The organism is Staphylococcus sp. FSL H8-0121 (assembly GCF_038008425.1).
In the GTDB taxonomy this organism is placed as follows: domain Bacteria; phylum Bacillota; class Bacilli; order Staphylococcales; family Staphylococcaceae; genus Staphylococcus; species Staphylococcus pasteuri.
Window position 1 is genome coordinate 49,984 of sequence record NZ_JBBOZB010000004.1, and the last position, 21,556, is coordinate 71,539.

The window sequence follows — 21,556 nt, forward strand, 5'->3', positions numbered from 1 at the left end:
ATTTGCATTAATTATATAATATTTGGAAAGTTCTCGATATAGATAAAGAATCTGATTTAAGATCTAGTAGTAAAGGATAGAAAATTGCCCCAGATATGTTGTGTTTTTTCAATTTTAACATTTTACACACAACTAATTAGACAATGTAAACGTTTATATGAATTTAACAAATAATGTACAAGGAGCCTACTATATGAAAAAAAGCTTTGTTTCTATTATTAGATGAATTCGCAGACTGGGAAATTGCACATTTAAGTTCAATTATAAATAGTAGTGATAGATGGATTACTAAGATAGTATCTGTAACGAATAAAGTGAAGTCAATTGGTGGAATGACATTATTAGTTGATTCTAAAATTTCTAATGAAACTCACGATTTTGATGTATTAATATTAATAGGTGGGAATAAGTGGAATATTGAAGATAAAACACTACTCAATTTTATTGAAAAAACATTTGAACTAGAAAAGCCAGTTGGAGCTATATGTGGAGCAGTTGATTATTTAGCTAAAAATGGGTTTCTAAATAAATATAGACATACCGGGAATTCAATTTATTTATGGAACAAGTTAAAGAAATATGAAAATGCTAATGGTTTTGTTGAAACTCAGGCTATAACTGATAGTAATTTAGTTACGGCAAATGGAACAGGCGAACTTGAATTTACTGAAGAAGTTTTGAGATTAATCAATTTTGATACTCCAACGAATATTAATAAAAAGATGTTTATGATTAAAAATGGCTTTTATGAGTATTGTAAAAAGTATGGTAACCCATATAATTAAAAACTATATTCTTTGATTACTCTGTTGAAATTTTTATGATTTATTTTAAACTATATATAGAAATGTAAAAACACAATTGGGTTGGTAGTCCCAATGCAGGTATATTTTATCTGTCAGTAACCTTCCTCCTCAGGTCGTCCATCATTTCTGAATAATTAAGAGGAGGGATAGCATGGAGCTATCTGTATTTCACGACGGACAATTTTATGTTGGTTTAGTTGAATACAAAGTAGGAAGTAAATCAAAATTTGTTAAATATACCTTTGGTACAGAACCAGATGATGGAGAAGTCATTTATTTTATAGAGAATTATCTATTAATAATGATCGATAATACAAAGACTAGTATTAGAACTAAAAGAAAAAAACGAAAAATCAATCCTAAAAGATTGCAAAGACAAGTAGCAAAAGAGCAAAAAAGTCCGAAAAACTTTACTAAAGCGCAAATAGCTATAAAAGAAGAACAAGAGAAAATTAAAAAATTATCTAAGAAAAAAAGTAAGGCAAACAGAGAATGGATTAAAGAAAGAAAAAGACAAATTAAGAAAAATAAAGCTAAAGAAAAACATAAAGGCCATTAATATTTTAAATTTATAAATAGGAGTAATTATATGATTCAAGCCGTAAATCACGTTACTTATTCTGTATCAGATATAAAAAAGTCTGTTGAATTCTATAAAAATATACTGAAGGCTAAAATATTACTTGAAAGCGACAAAACAGCTTACTTTACTATAGGTGGATTGTGGTTAGGTTTAAACGAAGAAAGTGAAATACCAAGAAATGAAATTCATTACTCATATACTCATATGGCTTTCTCAATCAAGGAGAATGATTTTGATGAATGGTATGACTGGCTAAAACAAAACCATGTAAATATATTAGAGGGTCGCCCAAGAGATGTCAGAGATAAAAAATCAATATATTTCACTGATCCAGACGGTCATAAATTAGAATTACACACAGGTTCTTTACAGGATAGAATGAATTATTATAAAGATGAAAAGCCTCATATAAAATTTTATGAATAGGTAAATAATAGTTTATATCCAATTTTTATGGGTGCACAAATTACTTTGTTTTTTTCAATTTTAACATTTTAATGATAGTAAAGGATCATGGTTTGATATTCTATTTTAAGTGACATAATTATGACATAATGAAGTGCTAAAACTAAAAATAATGAGAATGATAAAGTTTTAAAATGTTGATTTTGTAGGGTTTTATATCTATATTTCAGTCTGTTTTTAGTCGTGCTTAATGCCAGGTATGATGTAAATTAAATAAAAGATAATAATAAATTTTTAAAATGTCATCAAATAGAAATCTATCAAAAAAACTTTCTAGTAGAAAATCTGCTAGAAAGTTTTTCTTTTTACATAAAATGAAGGTTTCATAATATAAAAATTAAAATTTTATTAATAATTTATTATAAATAGTGAAGTTTTTAGTAAAATAAAATAGTTGTCTTACCACTTACTAGGTGTTATATTATTTATTGTAATTTTTATTTCAAAATATTTTAATTTGCTATTGAATGGTATTAACGAACGTCACGCTACTTGAATATAATCACATTGACAAAAAGGAGAAAAAATTAAAAGTGAATCAACCTAGAAATTACAACCAAGAAGAAGTTAACAAAAAATTTTTTTCAATTAGAAAGTTAAGAGGATATGGTGCTACAAGTATTGCTTTAGCATCTATATATTTATCATTTGGTCATATGAATAGCGCAAATGCTGCAGAGGAAACTAATCAAACAAATACACTAACGACCAATAATTTTGAAGCACAAAAAAATAGTAACTCCGCTAGCACAAATTCAAAGGCAAGTGGAGAAACTAATAATCAAATTGATGCAAACCAAGTCCAAAAAGAATATGATGAAAACAATCAAATAGATTCTAATCAAACAAATCAATTTAGAAGCAATAATATAAAGTCAGAAGAGTCATCGGTTGGAAACAATGAAAAATTAAAGAAATTAATAAATCAATATAAGAACATTGATTTATCAAATAAAACGAATGATTCTGTTCAACAATTTAAAACTAAGTTAGTAAATGCTGATCAATTCATTGAAAATCAAGCTACTCAAAAAGAAATAGATGATTATTATCAAGAATTTATTAATTCGGCTTCACTATTAAAAAGAGAAAATAACGTAGATTTAAAAGAAACTAAAAAGAATCGTTTAATAAATAATGACGATCAATTAGTGACTAACGGAATACCAGCGAATAATACTGAGCCTAATAAAAATAATAGACATAGTGCAATAAAAAACCAAAATAGAGGTACATCTTTTAGATCGGCTAACCAACCTATTAATAATGATAAAAGTAATGATCCATTAAACAAAAATGAAATAAACACTGAACTGCGAAATGGTAATTTTGAGCAAGTAACTGGAGGAAACTTACCAAGTAATACAGATAAGCTTACAGTAGTTACAGGAGTTGATGGATGGCATAGTTTATCAACTGTTTCAGATCCTGAATATCCAATGACTTTGACAACTGCAGGGAAAAAATATAGTTCCTTCATGAGTGATTCTAACGCACCATATGGCGTAATATTAGCTAGAACTACTGATGGTTATAATAGAAAAGTACTAGATCCAAGAGTAGCTGGTATTTATCAAGATATCGACGTTAATCCAGGTTCAGAATTAGTAGTAGAGTATGTTTCCTCAGCTTTAAATGTCATTAACTCTTGGCCAGGAGTTAAAGCCAAAGTAACTAGTGTAGATGGTTCAAATGTATACTATGATAAGACACTTAATGGTATGGGGAAATATCCTACAGGAAGATTATCGTTCATGATTAATGTACCTGAAGATGTTAATAGATTAAGACTTGCATTTCTACCTGTTGCTGATGTGAAAACATTAACTTCTACTCAAACAGGTGCTCAACAAGGATTTGGAACTAATAAGAGTTATTTATATGGTGGAATAGTTAGTAGAGTAAGGGCTAATAGTGGTGCATATATAACTTCAAATGTTGATGAAATCAAATATGATTTTAGAAGTGATTCTGCAAACTCAAATTATGCTAGAGGTACGATTTCAGTATCACTTGAAAATAAAGGACATTTTCGATCTAAAGAAACAAAATACGTAGTGTTATTACCAGCAGGTTCCAAATTTATTTCTGCAACTGACGCTAGTACAAATTTTGATGAAGCTACTAACACTTTAACTCTCGATGCTGGCAAAATTGATGCAGGTGCTACCAAAAATATAACTTACACAATTGATTTTCCAGCTACACAACCCAATACAATTGATTTAAATGGAAATGTAACGTACAAAACAGACGCCCCTTATAGAGGTAATGATACTCAAAAAATAGGTACTAATATTGTTAATCAACAGCAAGTTGATATTTTGATGTATAAAGAAGAATTGAACGATAAATATAATAATATTAAACAATACTTAAATACTATTAATGAATCTGAATTTACGGCTAATTCTGTAAATAATTTAAAAGCTAAATTAGAAGAAGCTAAATCCATTTTAAATGAAGCATTAAATAATACGCCAATAGCGGAAAGAAAGAGTCAGGCAATTATAAACCAACTAACAACTGAATTAGAACAAGAAAAAATAAATCTTAAACTACTTTCTCCTCAAGAACCGAAAATAACTACTAACAATGAATATGTGTATACAGTTGTTACACCGCCAAATAATGCAGATAAATTAGAAATAAATTATGTTAATCCTGATGGAATGATGTCTAAATTAATTGCCAAAAAAGAAGGAAATAATTGGTTGTTAAATGAGGCGCCTGCTGGATTTACTATTAATCCTATAACAGGTGGAATCGCTATTAATTATATAGGTGTCGCTCCTCATAGTGAGATAACAGCTAGTGCTACGCAAGGAAATAGTGATCCTAGTAATTTAGTTAGGGCTATCATGCCAGTTAAAGAAATTGCACCACCTGAACCAAAAATTATTAAAATTGAAGAAGAAGCTAGTTTGATAATTCAACCACAAGGCGATACTGATAAAATGACTATAAATTATATTGGCCTAGATGGAGAATCAAAAGAAGTAGTTGCCACAAAAATTAGTGATCATTGGGAATTAAACGACAATCCTAAAGGCATAAGCATAAATGATATTAACGGAGAAGTGGTTGTTAATTATGAAGGAGTTCAAGTTGGCAGTGAAGTAACCGCAGAATCAAATTATGGAAATAGTGATTCTAGCTTAATAGCTAGAGATAAAATACCTTTAAAACAAGCAACACCAGCCGCACCAGTAATAACAACAAATGACCAAGAAGCTAGTGTAACAATCACACCACAAGACAATACAGATAAAATAGTAGTGAAATATATAGATCCAAATGGAGATTCGAAAGAATTAGTAGCTACGAAAGTTGGGGAACAGTGGACAATAGAAAATAATCCACAAGGCTTTGCAATTAATCCAACAACAGGTTTATTGACTATTACTCATGAAGGCGTTCAAAACGGCAGCGAAATCACAGTTCAAGCCACGCAAGGAAATAGCAATCCAAGTGAAGTAACTACACAAATACCATATAAAGAAGCAACACCAACCGCACCAGTAATAACAATAAATGACCAAGAAGCCAGCGTAACAATCACACCACAAGACAACACAGACAAAATGGTCGTGAAGTATATAGATTCCAATGGTGATTCGAAAGAAGTAGTAGCAACAAAAGATGGAGACAAATGGTCGCTAAACGATAATGTAGATGGTATAAACATTGATGGAACAAATGGAGTAATCACTATAACTCATGATGGTGTTCAAAATGGAAGTAATGTCACAGTTCAAGCTACACAAGGAAATAGCAATCCAAGCGAAGTAACAATTCAAGTACCAAATAAAGAAACAACACCAGCCGCACCAGTAATTACAACAAATGACCAAGAAGCTAGTTTAACAATCACACCACAAGATAATACAGACAAAATGGTCGTGAAGTATATAGATTCCAATGGTGATTCGAAAGAAGTAGTAGCTACGAAAGTTGGGGAACAGTGGACAATAGAAAATAATCCACAAGGCTTTGCAATTAATCCAACAACAGGTTTATTGACTATTACTCATGAAGGCGTTCAAAACGGCAGCGAAGTTAGAGTTCAAGCCACGCAAGGAAATAGTAATCCAAGCGAAATAATGGCCAAAGTACCAAATAAAGAAACAACACCAGCCGCACCAGTGATAATAACAAATGATCAAGAAGCTAGTGTAACAATCACACCACAAGACAATACAGACAAAATGGTAGTGAAGTATATAGATCCAAATGGTTATTCGAAAGAAGTAGTAGCTACGAAAGTTGGGGAACAGTGGACAATAGAAAATAATCCACAAGGCTTTGCAATTAACCCAACAACAGGTTTATTGACTATTACTCATGATGGTGTTCAAAATGGTAGCGAAGTTAGAGTTCAAGCCACGCAAGGAAATAGTGATCCAAGCGAAGTTACTGCTAAAGTTTCTTATAAAGAAACTGCACCAAAACCACCGATAATCCAATTAGATAAACAAAAGAAGCATATAACAATCACACCACAAGATAATACAGATAAAGTAAGTATAAATATTGTAAAACCGAATGGAAAAATTATAGATATTACTTCAAATAAAATTGGAAAAACGTGGAAGTTTAATAAAAAAATCCATGGTATCAATATTAATGAGAAAACTGGTGTAATTACCATTAAAGATATTAACAAACTCAACGGTAGTAAAATCCTTGCTAATAGTTCAATTAGAAATAGTGAAAAGAGTAATACTGTCCAAATAACTATTTCTAATAAACAAAAGGCAATTATTACATTTAAACCCTCTTCTAAACAGACTAATAAAGTTACTCTATCAGAATCTAAGTCAGTGAAGGTAGAAGAAAATAGTTTTAAAACGATAAAAGATAAAAAGTCACAATTACCTGAAACAGGTAGTATAAATACTGGGACAACTCGTACTACTAATCTGTTAATATTAATTTTAGGTTTAACAATTTTGAAATTCAGACTCAAAAAGAAAGACTTTTAAATTGACTTAATATAGAATTGAATAGTAATAAAAATTTTTAAAATTACTAAAAATTAGAGGTACATTATGTATTACTTCATTGCAATTTTCACTAGTATTAGTTCAATTAATTGATGGTATTATGGGAATAACTATAAAAGATAAATTAAAAACATTTGGACCATTTTCATTAGCAATTATAAGTTTTATTTTATTGATTTTTATATAACTACAACTTAATTACCAATATTAAAAAGGTTAGACCATTCATTTGGTCTAACCTTTTTATCTTAACTTTAACGTAAATCATCAATAGCTTTTGCAATGGAATCAAATACATGAGGAATATCAGATTTTTCAACACAACTAAAAGCAATACGTATATCTGTTTGATTTAATGCAATAACACCAATTGAATATTGTTCAATCAGATGTTTACGTAATGTTTCAGGGTCAACATCTTTAACTTTAATCGCCATGAAATAACCAGAATTAAAGTCATAAGCTTGCCAGTGTGATGCATATTTTTCGTCGTAAACTACTGATTTTGTAACTTCATATCGTTCACGTAAGGTCGTAATATTTTGCTCGATTTCTTTATTAAATTGATCGTTATTCTTCAATACATGTTTAACTGCACTTTGTGATGGAAGAGGTCCACTTGAAATATTACTGCGAATTAGACCTTTAGTTTTTGCTTCCAATACATCTTTTGCAATTTCATCTTCAACACCAAATGTGATAAATCCAACACGGAATCCCCAAGCAAAGAATTCTTTTGTAGCACCATCTAATCGTACAGGTAACACATTTTTAGAATTGATATTAGTTAATGCAGTGAATAAGGATTGTGTATATACGTCTTCGTAAAACAAACCATAATAAGCGTCGTCGATAACAGCTACAACTTGAGTTCCTTTACTAGCCAATTGTTCAATAGCTTTAACAATTGTATGTACTTCATCTTTATTAGGTGTATAGCCAGTTGGATTGTTAGGATAATTAAGAATCATTACTACTTTATCTTGATTATAAGATTCTAATGTTTTAACTAACTCATCAGTAGTATAATGTCCATTTTCATCAAAAATTGGGTAAGTTGAAATATTTGCATTATTACGAGTATCAAAAACAAGTTTATAATTTCCCCAATTATGTTCAGGTAATAAAACAGTATCTCCAGAATTTATAAATAAATCTGCTACAAGTGAAAGACCATGTGTAAGTGCGTTAGTGACAATTGGACGTGTCATTACTTGTTTAGTTAAATCTGGATTGTCTTTTAACATTTTTGCTTGCCATAAGTCACGTAATTCTTCGACACCTTGAGGTGGTGCATAAGGAAAAATTTCATCTGGTGTTAAATCATTAAACATTTGATTTAATGAATCTGCATACATTTTACCTTTATCATTAGTTGCCATCCCAATAGTTGCATTATATTGAGTACTTTTAGCTTCAGCAGATTGAGAAAGTATACCTTTTGGATAAAACATTTTTTGACCCAAATCAGAAAGCATATGTAAAATTTCTGGATTTGAATTATTAAGTTGCTCATTTAAATTTTGGGCTAATGGGTTCATATTGAATAACCTCGCTTTTATAAAATAAAGTCATTATCTTTATATTAGCTTGAATTTAACTAAAGATAAAGTATTCTTAGTTAAGATTTAGTTATTGAAAAGATTTTCTAATATAAATACGAACATACGTTCTGTTTTTGTGTTAAGATAATCTTAGGTCATCGACATATATGACACTTTGCATTTGGGAGGTGTAGTATAATGACGTGGTGGCAAGATGGAATTATCACTTTATTAACTGGTGGACTACTAGTTGTCTTTAGAATTTGGTTAGAAATCAATTGGAAAGACAAATAGATGACCGTACACAAAAATAACCCCAAGCCTGCTGGTACCAGGTTTGGGGTTGTGTAGTATAATTTGTGGATACAAATTTATAGTAACATTACGTTAAACATATCGCAATCAATATAATATATGAATGGAGTACATCTATAAAACAAAATTTGATATAATTTATACTATTGAGGTGAGTACAGTGAAGCATATGACTAAAATATTTGTAGTATTAGCAGTCTTATTATTCATTATTGGTTATTACTTACAAGCTACAGGTAACGAATCTTCAGGAATAAAACTTCTACTTGCAGCCATTATGTTTATGATTTGTGCATTTATTAGTAGAAATAATGATCGTCGTAATAGGAAATGATATTTTAGGTCAATTGAATAATTTATTTTAGACAGTATGAAAATGTTCATACTGTTTTTTTACTGTGTATATATATTGTCTATGCATTTAAATGTTCTAGTTAAATTCTCTATACAGTCATTTTAATAGTTACCCTTTACAAAAGTGTATATAGTGTGTATATTGTATATATACAGGAGAAAAGGGGGACATCAATGAAAATTATTTTGAAAAACACCAGTGAACATCCCATATATGAACAAATTAAACAACAAATTAAAGAGAATATTTTAAAAGGATACGTATCTTCAGGTGAACATTTACCTTCAATGCGTGAGTTAGCAAAAGATTTGCAAGTGAGTTTAATTACAACTAAACGAGCTTATGAAGATTTAGAGAAAGATGGATTTGTAACTACGATAAGAGGTAAAGGCACATTTGTAAAAGAGCAAGATAATTCAATTCTTAAAGAAAAACAATTCTTCGTTATTGAGAATTTAGCTAAATCAATGACTAAAGAAGCGAAGACAATTGGAATGTCTTTGGAAGAACTTCAAGAAATTCTTTCTTTAATATATGAGGAGGAATAATTATGAACGCTATAGAATTGAATAAAGTTAATTACTCGGATCATAATTTTCAACTTAAAAACGTATCTTTTGAAGTACCTCGTGGATTTGTGACAGGATTCATTGGTGCTAATGGTGCAGGGAAAACAACAGTCATACGATTAATTATGGATTTAATGCAATGTGATAGCGGTAGTATTTCGATTTTAGGGGATAGTATGATAAATAATCCTATTGATTTAAAGAATAAAATAGGTTTTGTTTATTCTGAGACTTATTTCAATGAAAAGTGGTCTATAAAGAAATTAGAAAGTATCATATCTCCATTTTATAAAAAATGGGATAAAGATTTATTTCAACATTATCTACATAAATTTGAATTACCATATAAACAAAAAATCAATCAATTTTCTACAGGTATGAAAATGAAATTGTCTCTTGCAATTGCTTTTAGTCATCATTCAGAGCTATTTGTATTAGATGAACCAACATCAGGATTAGATCCCATAGTTAGAAATGAAGTTTTAGAAATTATTCAACAAGAACTGATTGATGAAGAAAAAACAGTTTTTATTTCAACACATATTATTTCGGATTTAGAAAAAATTGCAGATTATTTAGTATATATACGAGATGGAGAAATCATATTAAATGATTCTTTAGAAGATTTAATTAATCAGTTTAAAATAGTCAAAGGTTTTAATGAGGACCTTGATAATGAGTTAGAAGACCTATTGATTTATAAAGAAAGTAGAAGAACTGGTTATAAAGCATTAACGCAGTATGCTAGTACATTTAAAGAACTGTTTGGTAGTCAAATTGAAATTCAAAATCCTAGCATTGAAGAATTGATGATTTACTTAGAAAAATATAAAAGTAATCCCACTCATGCATTTACTAAAGAAAGTGAGGCTATCAAATGAAACAACTTTTGATTAGAAATGTAAAATTAAGATATTTAACATTATCTTTATACACAGCACTCATTTTATTTTATCCAATTTATATATTTTTAATGAAACCTAATCCGTTATTAAAGTCAATGTTTGCAATACCAATAGGATTAGTTTTAATGATTGTATCTTTACTTGATGCAGGTCATCTATTTAGATTTCATAGACGATTAGGTGGCGACAAAGCATTTTTATTTTTTGCTAGTTTACCAGTCTCTAGAAAAAATATGTTAAATGCAAATTATATTACATGTATATTATTTACTTTATTTGGTGCAGTAGTCATAACTTTATATGGTTACGAATCAGACTCAATACAGACAAATTCAATTTACTTTTCTACTACATATGCTTATATTGTAGCAAACTTTTTGTCTATTCCAATCGCATTTAGGAAGAGTACTGAATTTAAAACAGAACGTGTATCTTATATAGCATATATTATTTTAATTATGTTTGTATTACCTTTTCTTTTATCCGTTATACTCATTTTAATTAATTATATATTTTTAAACCATAGTCAAATTCCATACTTTTATTCATATTTTTTAAATTATGGATTTTTAGTTTTAAGTCTCATAGGTTTAATTATTAATTACATCATTCAAATAAATAAAATAAAAAAACGTACTCATTAAAGGAGGTCTACGATGAAATTAGAACAAATTACAAAAAAGTATGGACACAATACGGTAATTGATCATATCGATTTTGATTTCGGCAATAGTCAGATAGTAGGGCTAATTGGTAAAAATGGTGTTGGTAAAACAACCTTAATGAAAGTAATGAATGGAAATATTATTAATTTTGAAGGTAAAGTTAATTTGCCAAATGATGAAAATGTAGGTTATTTAATAGAACATCCTAAATTGTATGATAATAAAACTGGTTTATATAATTTAAAATTATTTGCACAAGTATTAGGTAAAGGTTTTGATAAAAAGTATGCTGATCATATTATAGATGCTTTTGGTATGAGACCTTATATCAAGAAAAAAGTTAAAAAATATTCAATGGGAATGAAACAAAAATTAGCAATTGCGGTGTCTCTAATGAATAAACCTAAATACTTAATTTTAGATGAGCCAACAAATGGTATGGATCCTGACGGTTCTATAGACGTACTTAAAACGATTCAATCACTTGTTAAACAATTAGAGATGAAAATTTTAATTTCTAGTCATAAGTTAGAAGATATTGAATTGATTTGTGATAGAGCAGTATTTTTAAGAGATGGCACATTTGTGCAAGATGTGAATATGAAAGATGGTGGACCTAAAGATAGTACAATTATTACGATTGATAAAGAAGACTTTGGAAAGTCATTAGAAATATTGACAGAAAAATTCCATGTTCAACAATCTAGTAAAGATAATGGTGAGATTATTATTAAAGCACAAAGTAACTATAAAGATGTAATACAATCACTTGCTAAACTCAATATTTATCCTAAATATATTGAAACACGTAAAAGCTCATTACGTGATACTTACTTTAATATCAATCAAAGAGGTGATAAATAATGAGAGCGTTACAATTAGTAAAACACGATTTAATAAGTATTATTAAAAGTCCGCTTACGTATATTGCGTTTATACTTGTGGTAGGTTTAACTGTTTTTCAAGCTACGATGATGGCAAATTATAATCCTGGTCATAAAGTGAATTATACGATGGTATTTATTATGGCCAATTGGTTATTCTTATTCGCTGGTTTATTATTTATCATTAAAACAATCACTAGAGATTATTCACAAGGTACAATTCAATTATACATGAACAAAATGAGCAGTAGAATTGGTTATATTATTGCTAAAACAATTTCTATGATCTTAATTTCATTTTTATTTACATTAATTCAATATTTAGTAATTATTATTATAGAAGCAACTACTAAAGGTAAAAGTATAGATGGAGATAACTTTTTAACAAATATTTGGTTTTACCTTATCTTCTTCCTATTCTTTGGTTTATTTTTATTCTTAATTACATTAGCAGTTGAGAAACCAGCTGTTATATTTACTTTAGGTATATTCCTATTATTAATTGTTCCATTTATCCAACCACTTGTTGGATTAATTCCAAATATTGGTGATGACATTCATAAGTCATTTAAATATATTCCATTCACTTATTTGACTGAGAAAATGACTTCATCAGATATATCATTTTCACATTGGCAATGGTTTATATCTATAGCGTCAATTGTAGTATTATTTATTGCAAATGTATTATATGCCGCAAAACGAGATATATAAATTGTTATCATCCGGGACTATATGGTCCCGGTTTTTTATGTAGAAGAAACATGTTAAAAATTAAATTGGAGACTAATTTAAAAAAGATGAAGCTACTTAAAATTAAATAGCTTCATCTTAAATATGATTTATTTATATAGCATTTGATCGATGATTGAATTATACACAGCACTCCAAAAAGATGAGTCTGTTTTATATCGATTAGAAATAATTAAATGTGTTTCTTTTACTTTATCATCATAATCTGGATGTTCTTTACTTGGTAATGTGTCTTCGCGTAAGTTTGTCACAAACGCTTGAACTTCTTTAGCGCGTGGACCCCAAACTGTTTCTTGTTCGTATTGATCATTTAAAAATACAAAAATAGGTATAGAACGAGATTTTCCATTTGTTAAATATTGATCGATAAGTTGAGTATCATCATCGCGGTGGAATACTTTTACATGTAAATTTAGAGCTTCGGCGATATGCTTAAGTATTGGTAGATTCATCATTGCATCGCCACACCAATCTTCTGTAATTACTAATACATTAGAATAATTAGAGGATTTTAATTTTTCTAATCTCTCATCATCTTCAGGTAACTTAAAAGAATTATAAATAGAAACTAGATTATCTTTATTTTCTTGCATTTGTTCAATATAAGGTCCGATGTCTTGGCTTTTTTTGGAATATGTTTCTAAACGAGTCATCGTAAAAACCTCCTTTAATTATTTTATACATTATACCAATTTCTAAAGTGTAAATAAATTAAAATATTTTAAAAATTCTCTCATTTAATGAAAAGTATGACGTAAGATGAAAGTAAATAAACCTTATGCTATATTTAATATAATAAGTCGAAAGTGGTGACCATCATTGCGTATACAGAATCGTTGGGTAATTACGATACTATTTTTAATTTTAAGTATCTTACTTCTTATTGGTATTTCAATTTATAACAATATAAAAACTGTCGATTTATCAAATACTTCAATAAATGGTATACATTTAAATGATCAATTTCATAAGAAAAATTATAAGGTAAATAAAAATATTAAAGTAGATCGTTATACGTTCTATAATCATAGAGAACATAATGATTTAACGTTAAAAGTTCATAAAAAGAAAAATATCGTAAAAGGAATTGTACTAGTTAAAGATAAAGATGTTCCTACTAACTTTGATGTTAAAATTGGTAGCCATATTGATCAAGCTATTAATTCCTTAGGTAGTAATTATCAAAAAAATAAAATAGGTAAAAATTATCAATCTATTACATACAGAGACCGCGATAACCACATGAAATTAAATATTTTATATAAAGATGATATAGTAAAACGTATCGAGTTTTTTAGTAAGTAGAGAATAGTTGGACATTAGTATTGCAACTAATATAGAAAAATTGGCAGAAAGAGTGACAATACTATGGATAAAATCACATTTTTAAATGAATTAGAAGTATCCCTAGATGAACTTCCCAAGAAAGAAAAAGATAAAAAAATGTTTGACTATGAACATTATTTTTATGAAGAAGAATTGAAAGGAAAGTCTGAAGCAGAAATAGTAAAAGAACTTAAAGAACCTGAGGATATAGCTAAACAAGTTAAAGCTAGTAGTGCGATTGAATATGCGGAAGTTAAACCGACTTTTCATAACATCATTAGAGCTGTTACAGCCTCACTAAGTTTAGGTTTATTATCTATATTTTTAGTTCTAATCACAGTATTTTTAATTAGTTTGATATTTGTAGTTTTGTTTATAGTTTCAGTATTTTTAATTTGTATGCCTTTAAATTTATTTATATCGTCTATTCAAAAAGGTATACACAATTCAGTCAGTAATATTTTATTTTCAATTTCTTATACAGGCTTAGGATTAGTATTGATGGTCTTAACTTTTAAGGTTTTAGAAGGAATTTATAGACTTATATTAAAATATTTGAAATGGTATATTAAAACAATTAAAGGACGCGTTCAAAGATGAGAAAGCTAATGTTTTCAGGTCTTATCATTTTTATTGTTTTCTTTATAGGTGCATCTATCACATGGTTTGCCTTTGAGAAACCACATTATGAAGAAAAGAAATTCAATGAAAACTATCCTCGATATAACTTTAAAAATATATCTGTAAAATTAGAATACGCCGATGTTAAATTGGTAAAAGGTTCACAATTTAAGATTAAATATAATGGTGATAGTAATGTTACAGTTAAAAAGGATAGAAATAATTTAAAAGTGACGGAGAAAAAGAATGTTAATAGAGGATACTCCATTGATATAAACCCTTTTAGAAAAAATGGCAATCAATTAGTAATTGAAGTTCCAAATAAAAAACTTGATACTTTATCTCTGAATTCTATTAATAGTAAAGAAGCTATAGACAATTTAAAAATAAAAAAGCTATCATTAAATAATAATTTGGGTCAAATTAGTATTAATAATAGTGAATTCGATGATTCTGAATTTAAAGGTGAAAATTTAAATTTTTCTTTGAATAACTCTAAATTTAAAGACACGCATATCAATATAGATTCAGGTGATATTAAAGCTAGACATAGTAGTATTAATAATTCTATTTTCTTAATAAATAAAGGAGATATTAATTTTAGCAACATGCCATCTAAAACAGATATAAAAGCTTCTACTAAAGATGGAAATATCAATTTTAAATATAAAGATAAACCTCAAGATACCTTATTGAAGTTACAGCCAAGTAAAGGCCAATCTTTAATTAAAAATAAAAACTTCCATGAAAGTAAAGTAGGGAAAAGTAACAATGTTTTAGAATTTTATACTGTTGATGGTGATATTACGATTAAATAATAATGAGAAAAGTACAAAAAGAAATTGTTTTAAATTTCTTTTTGTACTTTTTTATTTTTAATGTGTTGCAAACGTTAAGTCGCTATCAATTATTCCTTCAAATGATGTTTGTTGTAATTCCATACCATTTAACCAGTTATTAAAATTAATTGAAGATGGAGCCTTATTTTCACCTAAAGTCATCCATGCAGTTAGGGATTTTGGCTCATACATAGAAGTATGAATAGTACCTGACCAACTTCTAAAAAGTTTACTATATATGTTATATTGTGGATCATTAAAGAGTTTAAATGCCTCGTGTTTATTTAATTGAGCATGAGTTTGTTTAACTGTACGTGCCAACCGTTCTTTAGATTCTTGAGTATAGTTTCGGTTTTCATGTGTTAATATTTCATAATGATTTGTACAGATATTATCGTATCGTACTTGGATATCTCTTGGTGTAACTTCAACTATTGCATGATTTAATTCTTTATCCATTAAAATGTAACTGAAAGAACTACGGTGTGGAAGATTTTTTAATAGTTGAATGGCTCCATCTACATCCTTACAAAGTTCTAATATTAATCTTCCAATCATATAGCAAACAAAACCATTAGCAGGCTTTTTACGGTGCATGAAATTATATGCCATAACTAAACCGGCTTCATTCATTCCATCCATTCTACCAGTGACTCTCGAAGTGGGACCAATTTGTGCTAATCCTCCATCATTAGGTTGAAATAGTAAGTATCTACCATCATATGTTGCGGGATGATAATCATAATTTCTAACAATAAAATCTTGTCCTCTAAATACAGTACAACCACTATCCTTTAAATCTGTGAAACGATAATGAGCAAAATTTAAAATCATTTGTCGTGTAGGTAATTTTAGTACATCTTGCATTCCCATAATTTCTTCCCAAATTTTTGGCGCATATATTTGAAAGATTGAGTGGGTTTCATTAATATCTATATCAAATCGAGGTATTCTTTTTTTCCATTCTTGTTCTCGATTCTTTAATAATTTGGTTTGTTTTAACCAGTTACCTGTTTGAACACCTAAATCATAATGGGATCCTCTATGTGTCATTATATCGGTTTGAACATTTTGCATTATAAATATGCTCCTTAAGAAAAATTTACATATTGTAATAAAATATTAATATTACTTTAATTGTTATTTTAAGTAAATTTCTATACAATAATATTGTAACTAGTTATTGATAACTTTTTTAAATTATCTATTTAGGAGTGATACAATGTATAGAACTTATCAACGTGCCAAATCTGCGATTGTTAAATGGATTAAAAGTTAGGTTCATTAATTATATATCGACGACTGATTTTTAAATCAGTCGTTTTTTTATATGTCTATACTATCATAAATTTGATGAAATGAAGCTTATATTATCAGTACAAAGGGTATGTATTTATTGATTACGATAAATATGCTATCATATGGTATTGTAGATATGCATATCAAATATAGAGGTGAATTTTAATGTGGAACTTTATTAAAGGTTTATTTAAATTTGTATTTAGTTTAGTAGCTATTACTACAGTTGTTGCAGGTGTAGGTGTAGTTGCATTTGCTTATATTTTCAAAAAAGACTTTGAAGATATCGAAAGAAAAACTAAAGAAATCGTTTCAGATATCGAAAATAACAATTAATTTGGCTTCAAATTAATTAAGAGTCACTGATGAGATAATCATCAGTGGCTTTTTTATTTAATCTTAAAATAGTTTTTAAGAAGGAGAAATAGCTATAATATCTAATATAGAGAGCTTATATTTCTCAGAAGAATGTGATTGATAGCCTTCAACTTCAAAAGTAATGGCATCGATACGCTCAATATTAAGTTCGATTGATTTAAAGTAACCAGCGTCATAATATTTAACGATAACAGGTTGGTTTAATTGAAGGGATTGATGTAAACGAAAATTCAATTCAGATAATTGGTCTTCTGAAAGTATGGGGCGTTCAATTTTATTTTGGTCAATAATATATTGATATATTGTTTCAAATTGCTCTGGTAGTGTAGCAAATGGTGCCCATTTAACCATGCCACGTCCCTTAGGAATATCTCTATCTAATTTGTTACGTGGTATATTTCGATAATCCAATTGACTATTATTTAAATCATTAATCATCTTTCAATCACCTCGATATTTATAATTACATTATACGAACATATGTTCTATTTTGCAAGATTTAATTTCCTATTCCATTAAAAATAGTCTCTCAACACATTCGAATCAATTTAAATTAAGCCTCACATATTTTTATGTCGTAATTTGTACTTAAAAGTTTGTCTTTAGACGTCTAAATTTAATAGAATAGAGATAAGTGAAATGGAGGCGTTTTAAAATGACAAAAGGTTATATCGGTTCATATACTAAAAACAATGGACAAGGTATTTATCAATTTGATTTCGATGAACAACAAGGCCAAATGACACAAGTAGAAACAGCAAATCAAATAGAGGCATCTACTTATTTAACAAGAAACGATCAATTTTTATATGCGATAACAAAAGAAGGCGATAATTGTGGTGTTGCAAGTTTTAAAATTGGAAATGATGGTCAATTAACATTAATAAATAAATGCTTAGCTTCGCAAAATGGAACAGGTTGTTATATACAAGTATCGACAAATGGTGCATTTCTATTTGAAGCGGTTTATGGTGCAGGATTAGCAAGAATATATAAATTAAACCCTACTACGGGAAAAATAGAAAAATTGATTCAAGAATTAGAACACGATTTTCCACTTGGACCACATGAAAGACAAGATCATGCACATGTTCATTTTTTAAATGAAACACCAGATGGTAAATATGTAGTTGGAACAGACCTGGGTACAGATCGCATTGTGGCATATACTTATGGAGATAATGGTCTAAAAGAACATGCTATTTCTCAGTTTACCCCAGCTGATGGAACTCGACATATTGCTTTTCATGAAAACGGAAATTATGCATATGTCGTACATGAATTATCAAATATCGTAAGTGTGACAAAATATAATGATGGTCATTTTGAAGAATTGGAACGTCATTTAACGATTCCTGAAGATTATAAAGGTGCCACAAAATTAGCAGCGGTTCATTTATCACATGATCAACAATTTTTATATGTAAGCAATCGTGGCCATGATAGTATTGCGATTTATAAAGTATTAGAAAATGGGGCTAAACTTGAACTTGTCGATATTGTATTAAGTGGCGATGAGTTTCCACGTGATTTCAATATTGCTGAATCAGATCAATATTTAATTTGCGCGCATCAAGAAGGTCAATCTAAAGTAACTGTATTTGAAAGAGATAAAAATAAAGGAACATTAACTTTAATAGATGAGGCAACAAATGCGCCAGAAGGTGTTTGCGTTATCTTTTAACTATAAGATTGAATCCCTCAAGTTGCCATAACTTGAGGGATTCTTTATACATAAATATTAATTTTTGAAAAAGGCTTTAATATACTTGAGTTTTCCTTTATAAGGTGGGAAGTATAGACTTGATTCTAGGCGTGTTGATTTAAAAGTATAAGATTTATCATGGGAAAATGTATCAAATGAATATTTTCCATGATATTGACCCATACCAGATAGACCAACACCACCAAATGGTAAATTTGGATTAGCTAAATGCATTAATGTATCATTAATTGCACCACCACCAAATGAAAGCTCATTAAGCACACGATGAGTGGAGTTTTCGTCTTCGCTAAATAAATAAAGACTTAATGGTTTAGATCGTGCTTGAATTATAGAAAATGCTTCATCAAATTGTTCATAACTAATGATAGGTAGTAATGGACCAAATATTTCTTCTTGCATAATTAAATCAGAAGTCTCAACATCATCTATAATAGTCGGTTCAATGTATAAGTCAGATTCATCGCTATGACCACCAAACACAACTTTGTTTTGATGCTGTGTAAGTATATGATTTAGACGATTAAAGTGTTTATTGTTTACGATTCTTCCAAAATCTGGACTATTTTGAATTTGCGAACCATAAAATTCTGTAATTGTTTGTTTCAATGATTTAATAAAATCATTTTTTACTTTTTTATCTACCAAAATGTAATCAGGAGCAACACAAGTTTGGCCTGCATTTGTAAATTTACCAAAAGCAATTCTTTCACTAGCTACTTTTAAGTTAGCTGTTTCATCTATAATGACAGGGGATTTACCACCGAGTTCAAGTGTAACCGGTACAAGATTTTCGCTAGCAGCTTGATAAACAATTTTACCTACTTTTTCACTACCAGTGAAAAACATGTAGTCAAAAGGTAAATGGATTAAATCGTTTGTTTCTTCAATTCCACCTTCAACAACTGCAATATATTCAGGTTTAAAAGTGTTTTCGATAATTTTACGAATAACTGAAGATACATTTGGTGTAAGCTCAGATGGTTTAATAATTGCAGTATTACCTGCAGCAATGGCGCCTATTAAAGGTTCAAAAGTTAATTGAACAGGGTAGTTAAACGGACCAATAATAAGTACAGTCCCATATGGATCTTTTTTAATATAACTTTTAGTAGGGAAAAGATATAACGGTGTATCTACTTGTTTAGTTTTAGACCAATTTTTAAGTTCTTTACGTGCTAATTTAATACTTTTTAATAAAATCCCAATTTCAGTAGCATAAGCTTCGACGTTACTTTTACCTAAATCGGTATGTAAGGCTTCAAGTAAATCATTTTCATAATGCTTAATACTTTTACTTAGCATTTTTAATTGGTGCTTTCTAAATTTAATATCTTTAGTTTGATGTGTACTGAAATACTGTTTACTATTGTTAAATAATTGCTCAATTGAATTCAAACAGATAAACCTCCTTAATATTTAGAATAATCAAGATTTTTTACATCTCCCAAATAGATTCATAACATATCTATACCCTAATTTAACAAAAATAATTTTGCATTTAATGAATGAAAAATAAAAAAACTGAAGCATTGTTAAATGCCTCAGTAAAAATGATTAACTATTTTTTGAATTTATCATCTAATTATTTTGTTAATGCTTCAGTAATTTGTGGTACAACTTGTTTCTTACGAGAAACGACACCAGTTAAGAACGCCATATCATCTTCTAATTGAACATTAAATGCTTCTCCAACTTTGTCTTTTTCAGCACCTACAACTAAGATTTTAGAATCACTGTTAATGATATCAGTTACTACTAAAACGAATAAGTCATATTTTTCTTCAGCACTTGTTTCAAGCATAGATTTTTCTAATTCTTCTTTACGGTTTAAAACTTCGTCGATATCAACTGTATTAACTTGAGCAATACGAGTTACATAATCTCCCATAGTGAATGATTTAGCATCCATATCTAATAATTCATCTGCTGATTTATCTGTAGTAGAAGCACCAGCTTTTAGCATTTCTAAACCATATGCATCTAAATCAACGTTTGCGATGTCTTTTAAAGCTTGAGCAGCATTTACGTCTTCCTCAGTACAAGTAGGAGATTTGAATAATAAGCTGTCTGAAATAATTGCTGAGATCATTAGACCAGCGATTTCAGGTTTGATTTCAAATCCACGTTCTTTATACATTTTGTAAAGGATTGTTGCTGTACAACCAACAGGCTCAGCTCTGTAATATAAAGGACTAGCTGTTTCAAAGTTAGCGATTCTATGATGGTCAACAACATGCTTAATTGTTGAATCAGCAATAGAGTCAGCACTTTGTTGGAATTCGTTATGGTCAACTAAAATTACTTCTTGGCCATCTAAATTGTCTTCTAATAATTCTGGTGCTTTAACGTTAAAATGATCTAAAGCAAATTGTGTTTCAGCACCAACTTCACCTAAACGGTAAGCTTTAGCATTAGTATTACCAGTTTGTTGTTCGAAATCAGCCATAATAATTGCTGAAGAAATTGCATCTGTATCTGGGTTTTTGTGTCCAAAAATGTAAGTATTTGCCATTGATA

Annotated in this window: 22 protein-coding genes; 16 read left to right on the top strand and 6 right to left on the bottom strand. The window is 29.0% G+C overall.

All coding sequences use genetic code 11. The annotated features are described in order from the left end of the window. Positions 1-206 precede the first annotated feature (206 nt). The 4 genes from LFT63_RS11595 to LFT63_RS11610 all read left to right on the top strand — a co-directional run bounded on the left by LFT63_RS11595 (position 207) and on the right by LFT63_RS11610 (position 6,839). Positions 207-785 (top strand): DJ-1/PfpI family protein, encoded by a 579-nt coding sequence (locus LFT63_RS11595; protein ID WP_340769308.1) that lies wholly within the window; start codon positions 207-209, stop codon positions 783-785. A 172-nt stretch (positions 786-957) separates the two neighbouring features. Then, positions 958-1,365, top strand: coding sequence for a YjdF family protein (locus LFT63_RS11600; protein WP_096807768.1), 408 nt, complete (start codon positions 958-960; stop codon positions 1,363-1,365). Positions 1,366-1,395: 30 nt separating this feature from the next. After that, a complete protein-coding gene (fosB, locus tag LFT63_RS11605) occupies positions 1,396-1,815 on the top strand; it encodes a FosB/FosD family fosfomycin resistance bacillithiol transferase (protein ID WP_064212278.1) in 420 nt (139 codons plus the stop codon). 506 nt (positions 1,816-2,321) lie between these two features. Further along, positions 2,322-6,839 (top strand): SasC/FmtB family protein, encoded by a 4,518-nt coding sequence (locus tag LFT63_RS11610; protein ID WP_340769313.1) that lies wholly within the window; start codon positions 2,322-2,324, stop codon positions 6,837-6,839. A 275-nt stretch (positions 6,840-7,114) separates the two neighbouring features. Here the strand turns inward: LFT63_RS11610 and LFT63_RS11615 are convergent, their stop codons facing one another. Then, positions 7,115-8,401 (bottom strand): aminotransferase class I/II-fold pyridoxal phosphate-dependent enzyme, encoded by a 1,287-nt coding sequence (locus LFT63_RS11615; protein WP_029056036.1) that lies wholly within the window; start codon positions 8,399-8,401, stop codon positions 7,115-7,117. A gap of 201 nt (positions 8,402-8,602) precedes the next feature. Between LFT63_RS11615 and LFT63_RS11620 the strand changes: the two genes are divergently transcribed. From LFT63_RS11620 to pmtD, 7 genes are all read left to right on the top strand, one after another. Next, positions 8,603-8,698 (top strand): Trp-rich small protein, encoded by a 96-nt coding sequence (locus LFT63_RS11620; RefSeq protein WP_017638086.1) that lies wholly within the window; start codon positions 8,603-8,605, stop codon positions 8,696-8,698. A 181-nt stretch (positions 8,699-8,879) separates the two neighbouring features. Continuing rightward, positions 8,880-9,053 carry an SE1626 family protein gene (locus tag LFT63_RS11625; RefSeq protein WP_029056035.1) on the top strand — a complete coding sequence of 58 codons (174 nt, stop codon included), beginning with the start codon at positions 8,880-8,882 and terminating at the stop codon, positions 9,051-9,053. Between the two features lie 194 nt (positions 9,054-9,247). Next, entirely contained in the window at positions 9,248-9,622 is a 375-nt protein-coding gene (gene pmtR, locus LFT63_RS11630) for a PSM export ABC transporter transcriptional regulator PmtR (protein WP_017638084.1), read from the top strand. Positions 9,623-9,624: 2 nt separating this feature from the next. After that, a complete protein-coding gene (gene pmtA / locus LFT63_RS11635; RefSeq protein WP_051522837.1) occupies positions 9,625-10,524 on the top strand; it encodes a phenol-soluble modulin export ABC transporter ATP-binding protein PmtA in 900 nt (299 codons plus the stop codon). Next, positions 10,521-11,192: a phenol-soluble modulin export ABC transporter permease subunit PmtB gene (gene pmtB, locus LFT63_RS11640; RefSeq protein ID WP_029056034.1), complete on the top strand. Its 672-nt coding sequence runs from the start codon at positions 10,521-10,523 to the stop codon at positions 11,190-11,192. The genes pmtA and pmtB overlap by 4 nt, the downstream gene beginning before the upstream one ends. Positions 11,193-11,204: 12 nt before the next feature. Continuing rightward, the gene (gene pmtC, locus LFT63_RS11645; RefSeq protein WP_029056033.1) at positions 11,205-12,077 is read left to right on the top strand and encodes a phenol-soluble modulin export ABC transporter ATP-binding protein PmtC; all 873 of its coding nucleotides are present in this window, start codon (positions 11,205-11,207) and stop codon (positions 12,075-12,077) included. Further along, positions 12,077-12,811 (top strand): phenol-soluble modulin export ABC transporter permease subunit PmtD, encoded by a 735-nt coding sequence (pmtD, locus tag LFT63_RS11650; RefSeq protein ID WP_046467413.1) that lies wholly within the window; start codon positions 12,077-12,079, stop codon positions 12,809-12,811. The genes pmtC and pmtD overlap by 1 nt, the downstream gene beginning before the upstream one ends. Positions 12,812-12,939: 128 nt before the next feature. Here pmtD and LFT63_RS11655 read toward each other — a convergent pair whose 3' ends face one another. Continuing rightward, a complete protein-coding gene (locus tag LFT63_RS11655; RefSeq protein ID WP_340769319.1) occupies positions 12,940-13,503 on the bottom strand; it encodes a thioredoxin family protein in 564 nt (187 codons plus the stop codon). Between the two features lie 166 nt (positions 13,504-13,669). On the opposite strand from LFT63_RS11655, the gene LFT63_RS11660 reads away from it, so the two are divergent. From LFT63_RS11660 to LFT63_RS11670, 3 genes are all read left to right on the top strand, one after another. Next, positions 13,670-14,155 (top strand): hypothetical protein, encoded by a 486-nt coding sequence (locus LFT63_RS11660; protein ID WP_029056030.1) that lies wholly within the window; start codon positions 13,670-13,672, stop codon positions 14,153-14,155. A 63-nt stretch (positions 14,156-14,218) separates the two neighbouring features. After that, positions 14,219-14,776 carry an HAAS signaling domain-containing protein gene (locus tag LFT63_RS11665; RefSeq protein WP_340769322.1) on the top strand — a complete coding sequence of 186 codons (558 nt, stop codon included), beginning with the start codon at positions 14,219-14,221 and terminating at the stop codon, positions 14,774-14,776. Between the two features lie 8 nt (positions 14,777-14,784). After that, complete coding sequence (locus tag LFT63_RS11670) at positions 14,785-15,615, top strand: DUF4097 family beta strand repeat-containing protein (protein ID WP_231460192.1); 831 nt, start codon at positions 14,785-14,787, stop codon at positions 15,613-15,615. A gap of 57 nt (positions 15,616-15,672) precedes the next feature. Here LFT63_RS11670 and LFT63_RS11675 read toward each other — a convergent pair whose 3' ends face one another. Then, positions 15,673-16,713, bottom strand: a complete 1,041-nt coding sequence (locus LFT63_RS11675) for a C45 family autoproteolytic acyltransferase/hydolase (protein ID WP_029056027.1) — start codon at positions 16,711-16,713, stop codon at positions 15,673-15,675. Positions 16,714-17,100: 387 nt separating this feature from the next. On the opposite strand from LFT63_RS11675, the gene LFT63_RS11680 reads away from it, so the two are divergent. After that, positions 17,101-17,271, top strand: a complete 171-nt coding sequence (locus tag LFT63_RS11680) for a hypothetical protein (protein WP_017637889.1) — start codon at positions 17,101-17,103, stop codon at positions 17,269-17,271. Positions 17,272-17,346: 75 nt separating this feature from the next. Here LFT63_RS11680 and LFT63_RS11685 read toward each other — a convergent pair whose 3' ends face one another. Beyond that, positions 17,347-17,751: a YolD-like family protein gene (locus LFT63_RS11685; RefSeq protein ID WP_037555615.1), complete on the bottom strand. Its 405-nt coding sequence runs from the start codon at positions 17,749-17,751 to the stop codon at positions 17,347-17,349. A 217-nt stretch (positions 17,752-17,968) separates the two neighbouring features. On the opposite strand from LFT63_RS11685, the gene pglS reads away from it, so the two are divergent. Next, complete coding sequence (gene pglS, locus LFT63_RS11690; RefSeq protein WP_029056025.1) at positions 17,969-18,997, top strand: 6-phosphogluconolactonase; 1,029 nt, start codon at positions 17,969-17,971, stop codon at positions 18,995-18,997. A gap of 57 nt (positions 18,998-19,054) precedes the next feature. Here the strand turns inward: pglS and LFT63_RS11695 are convergent, their stop codons facing one another. After that, positions 19,055-20,434, bottom strand: coding sequence for an aldehyde dehydrogenase (locus LFT63_RS11695; RefSeq protein WP_046467419.1), 1,380 nt, complete (start codon positions 20,432-20,434; stop codon positions 19,055-19,057). Positions 20,435-20,621: 187 nt separating this feature from the next. Beyond that, a complete protein-coding gene (locus tag LFT63_RS11700; protein WP_029056023.1) occupies positions 20,622-21,551 on the bottom strand; it encodes a manganese-dependent inorganic pyrophosphatase in 930 nt (309 codons plus the stop codon). Positions 21,552-21,556 lie beyond the last annotated feature (5 nt).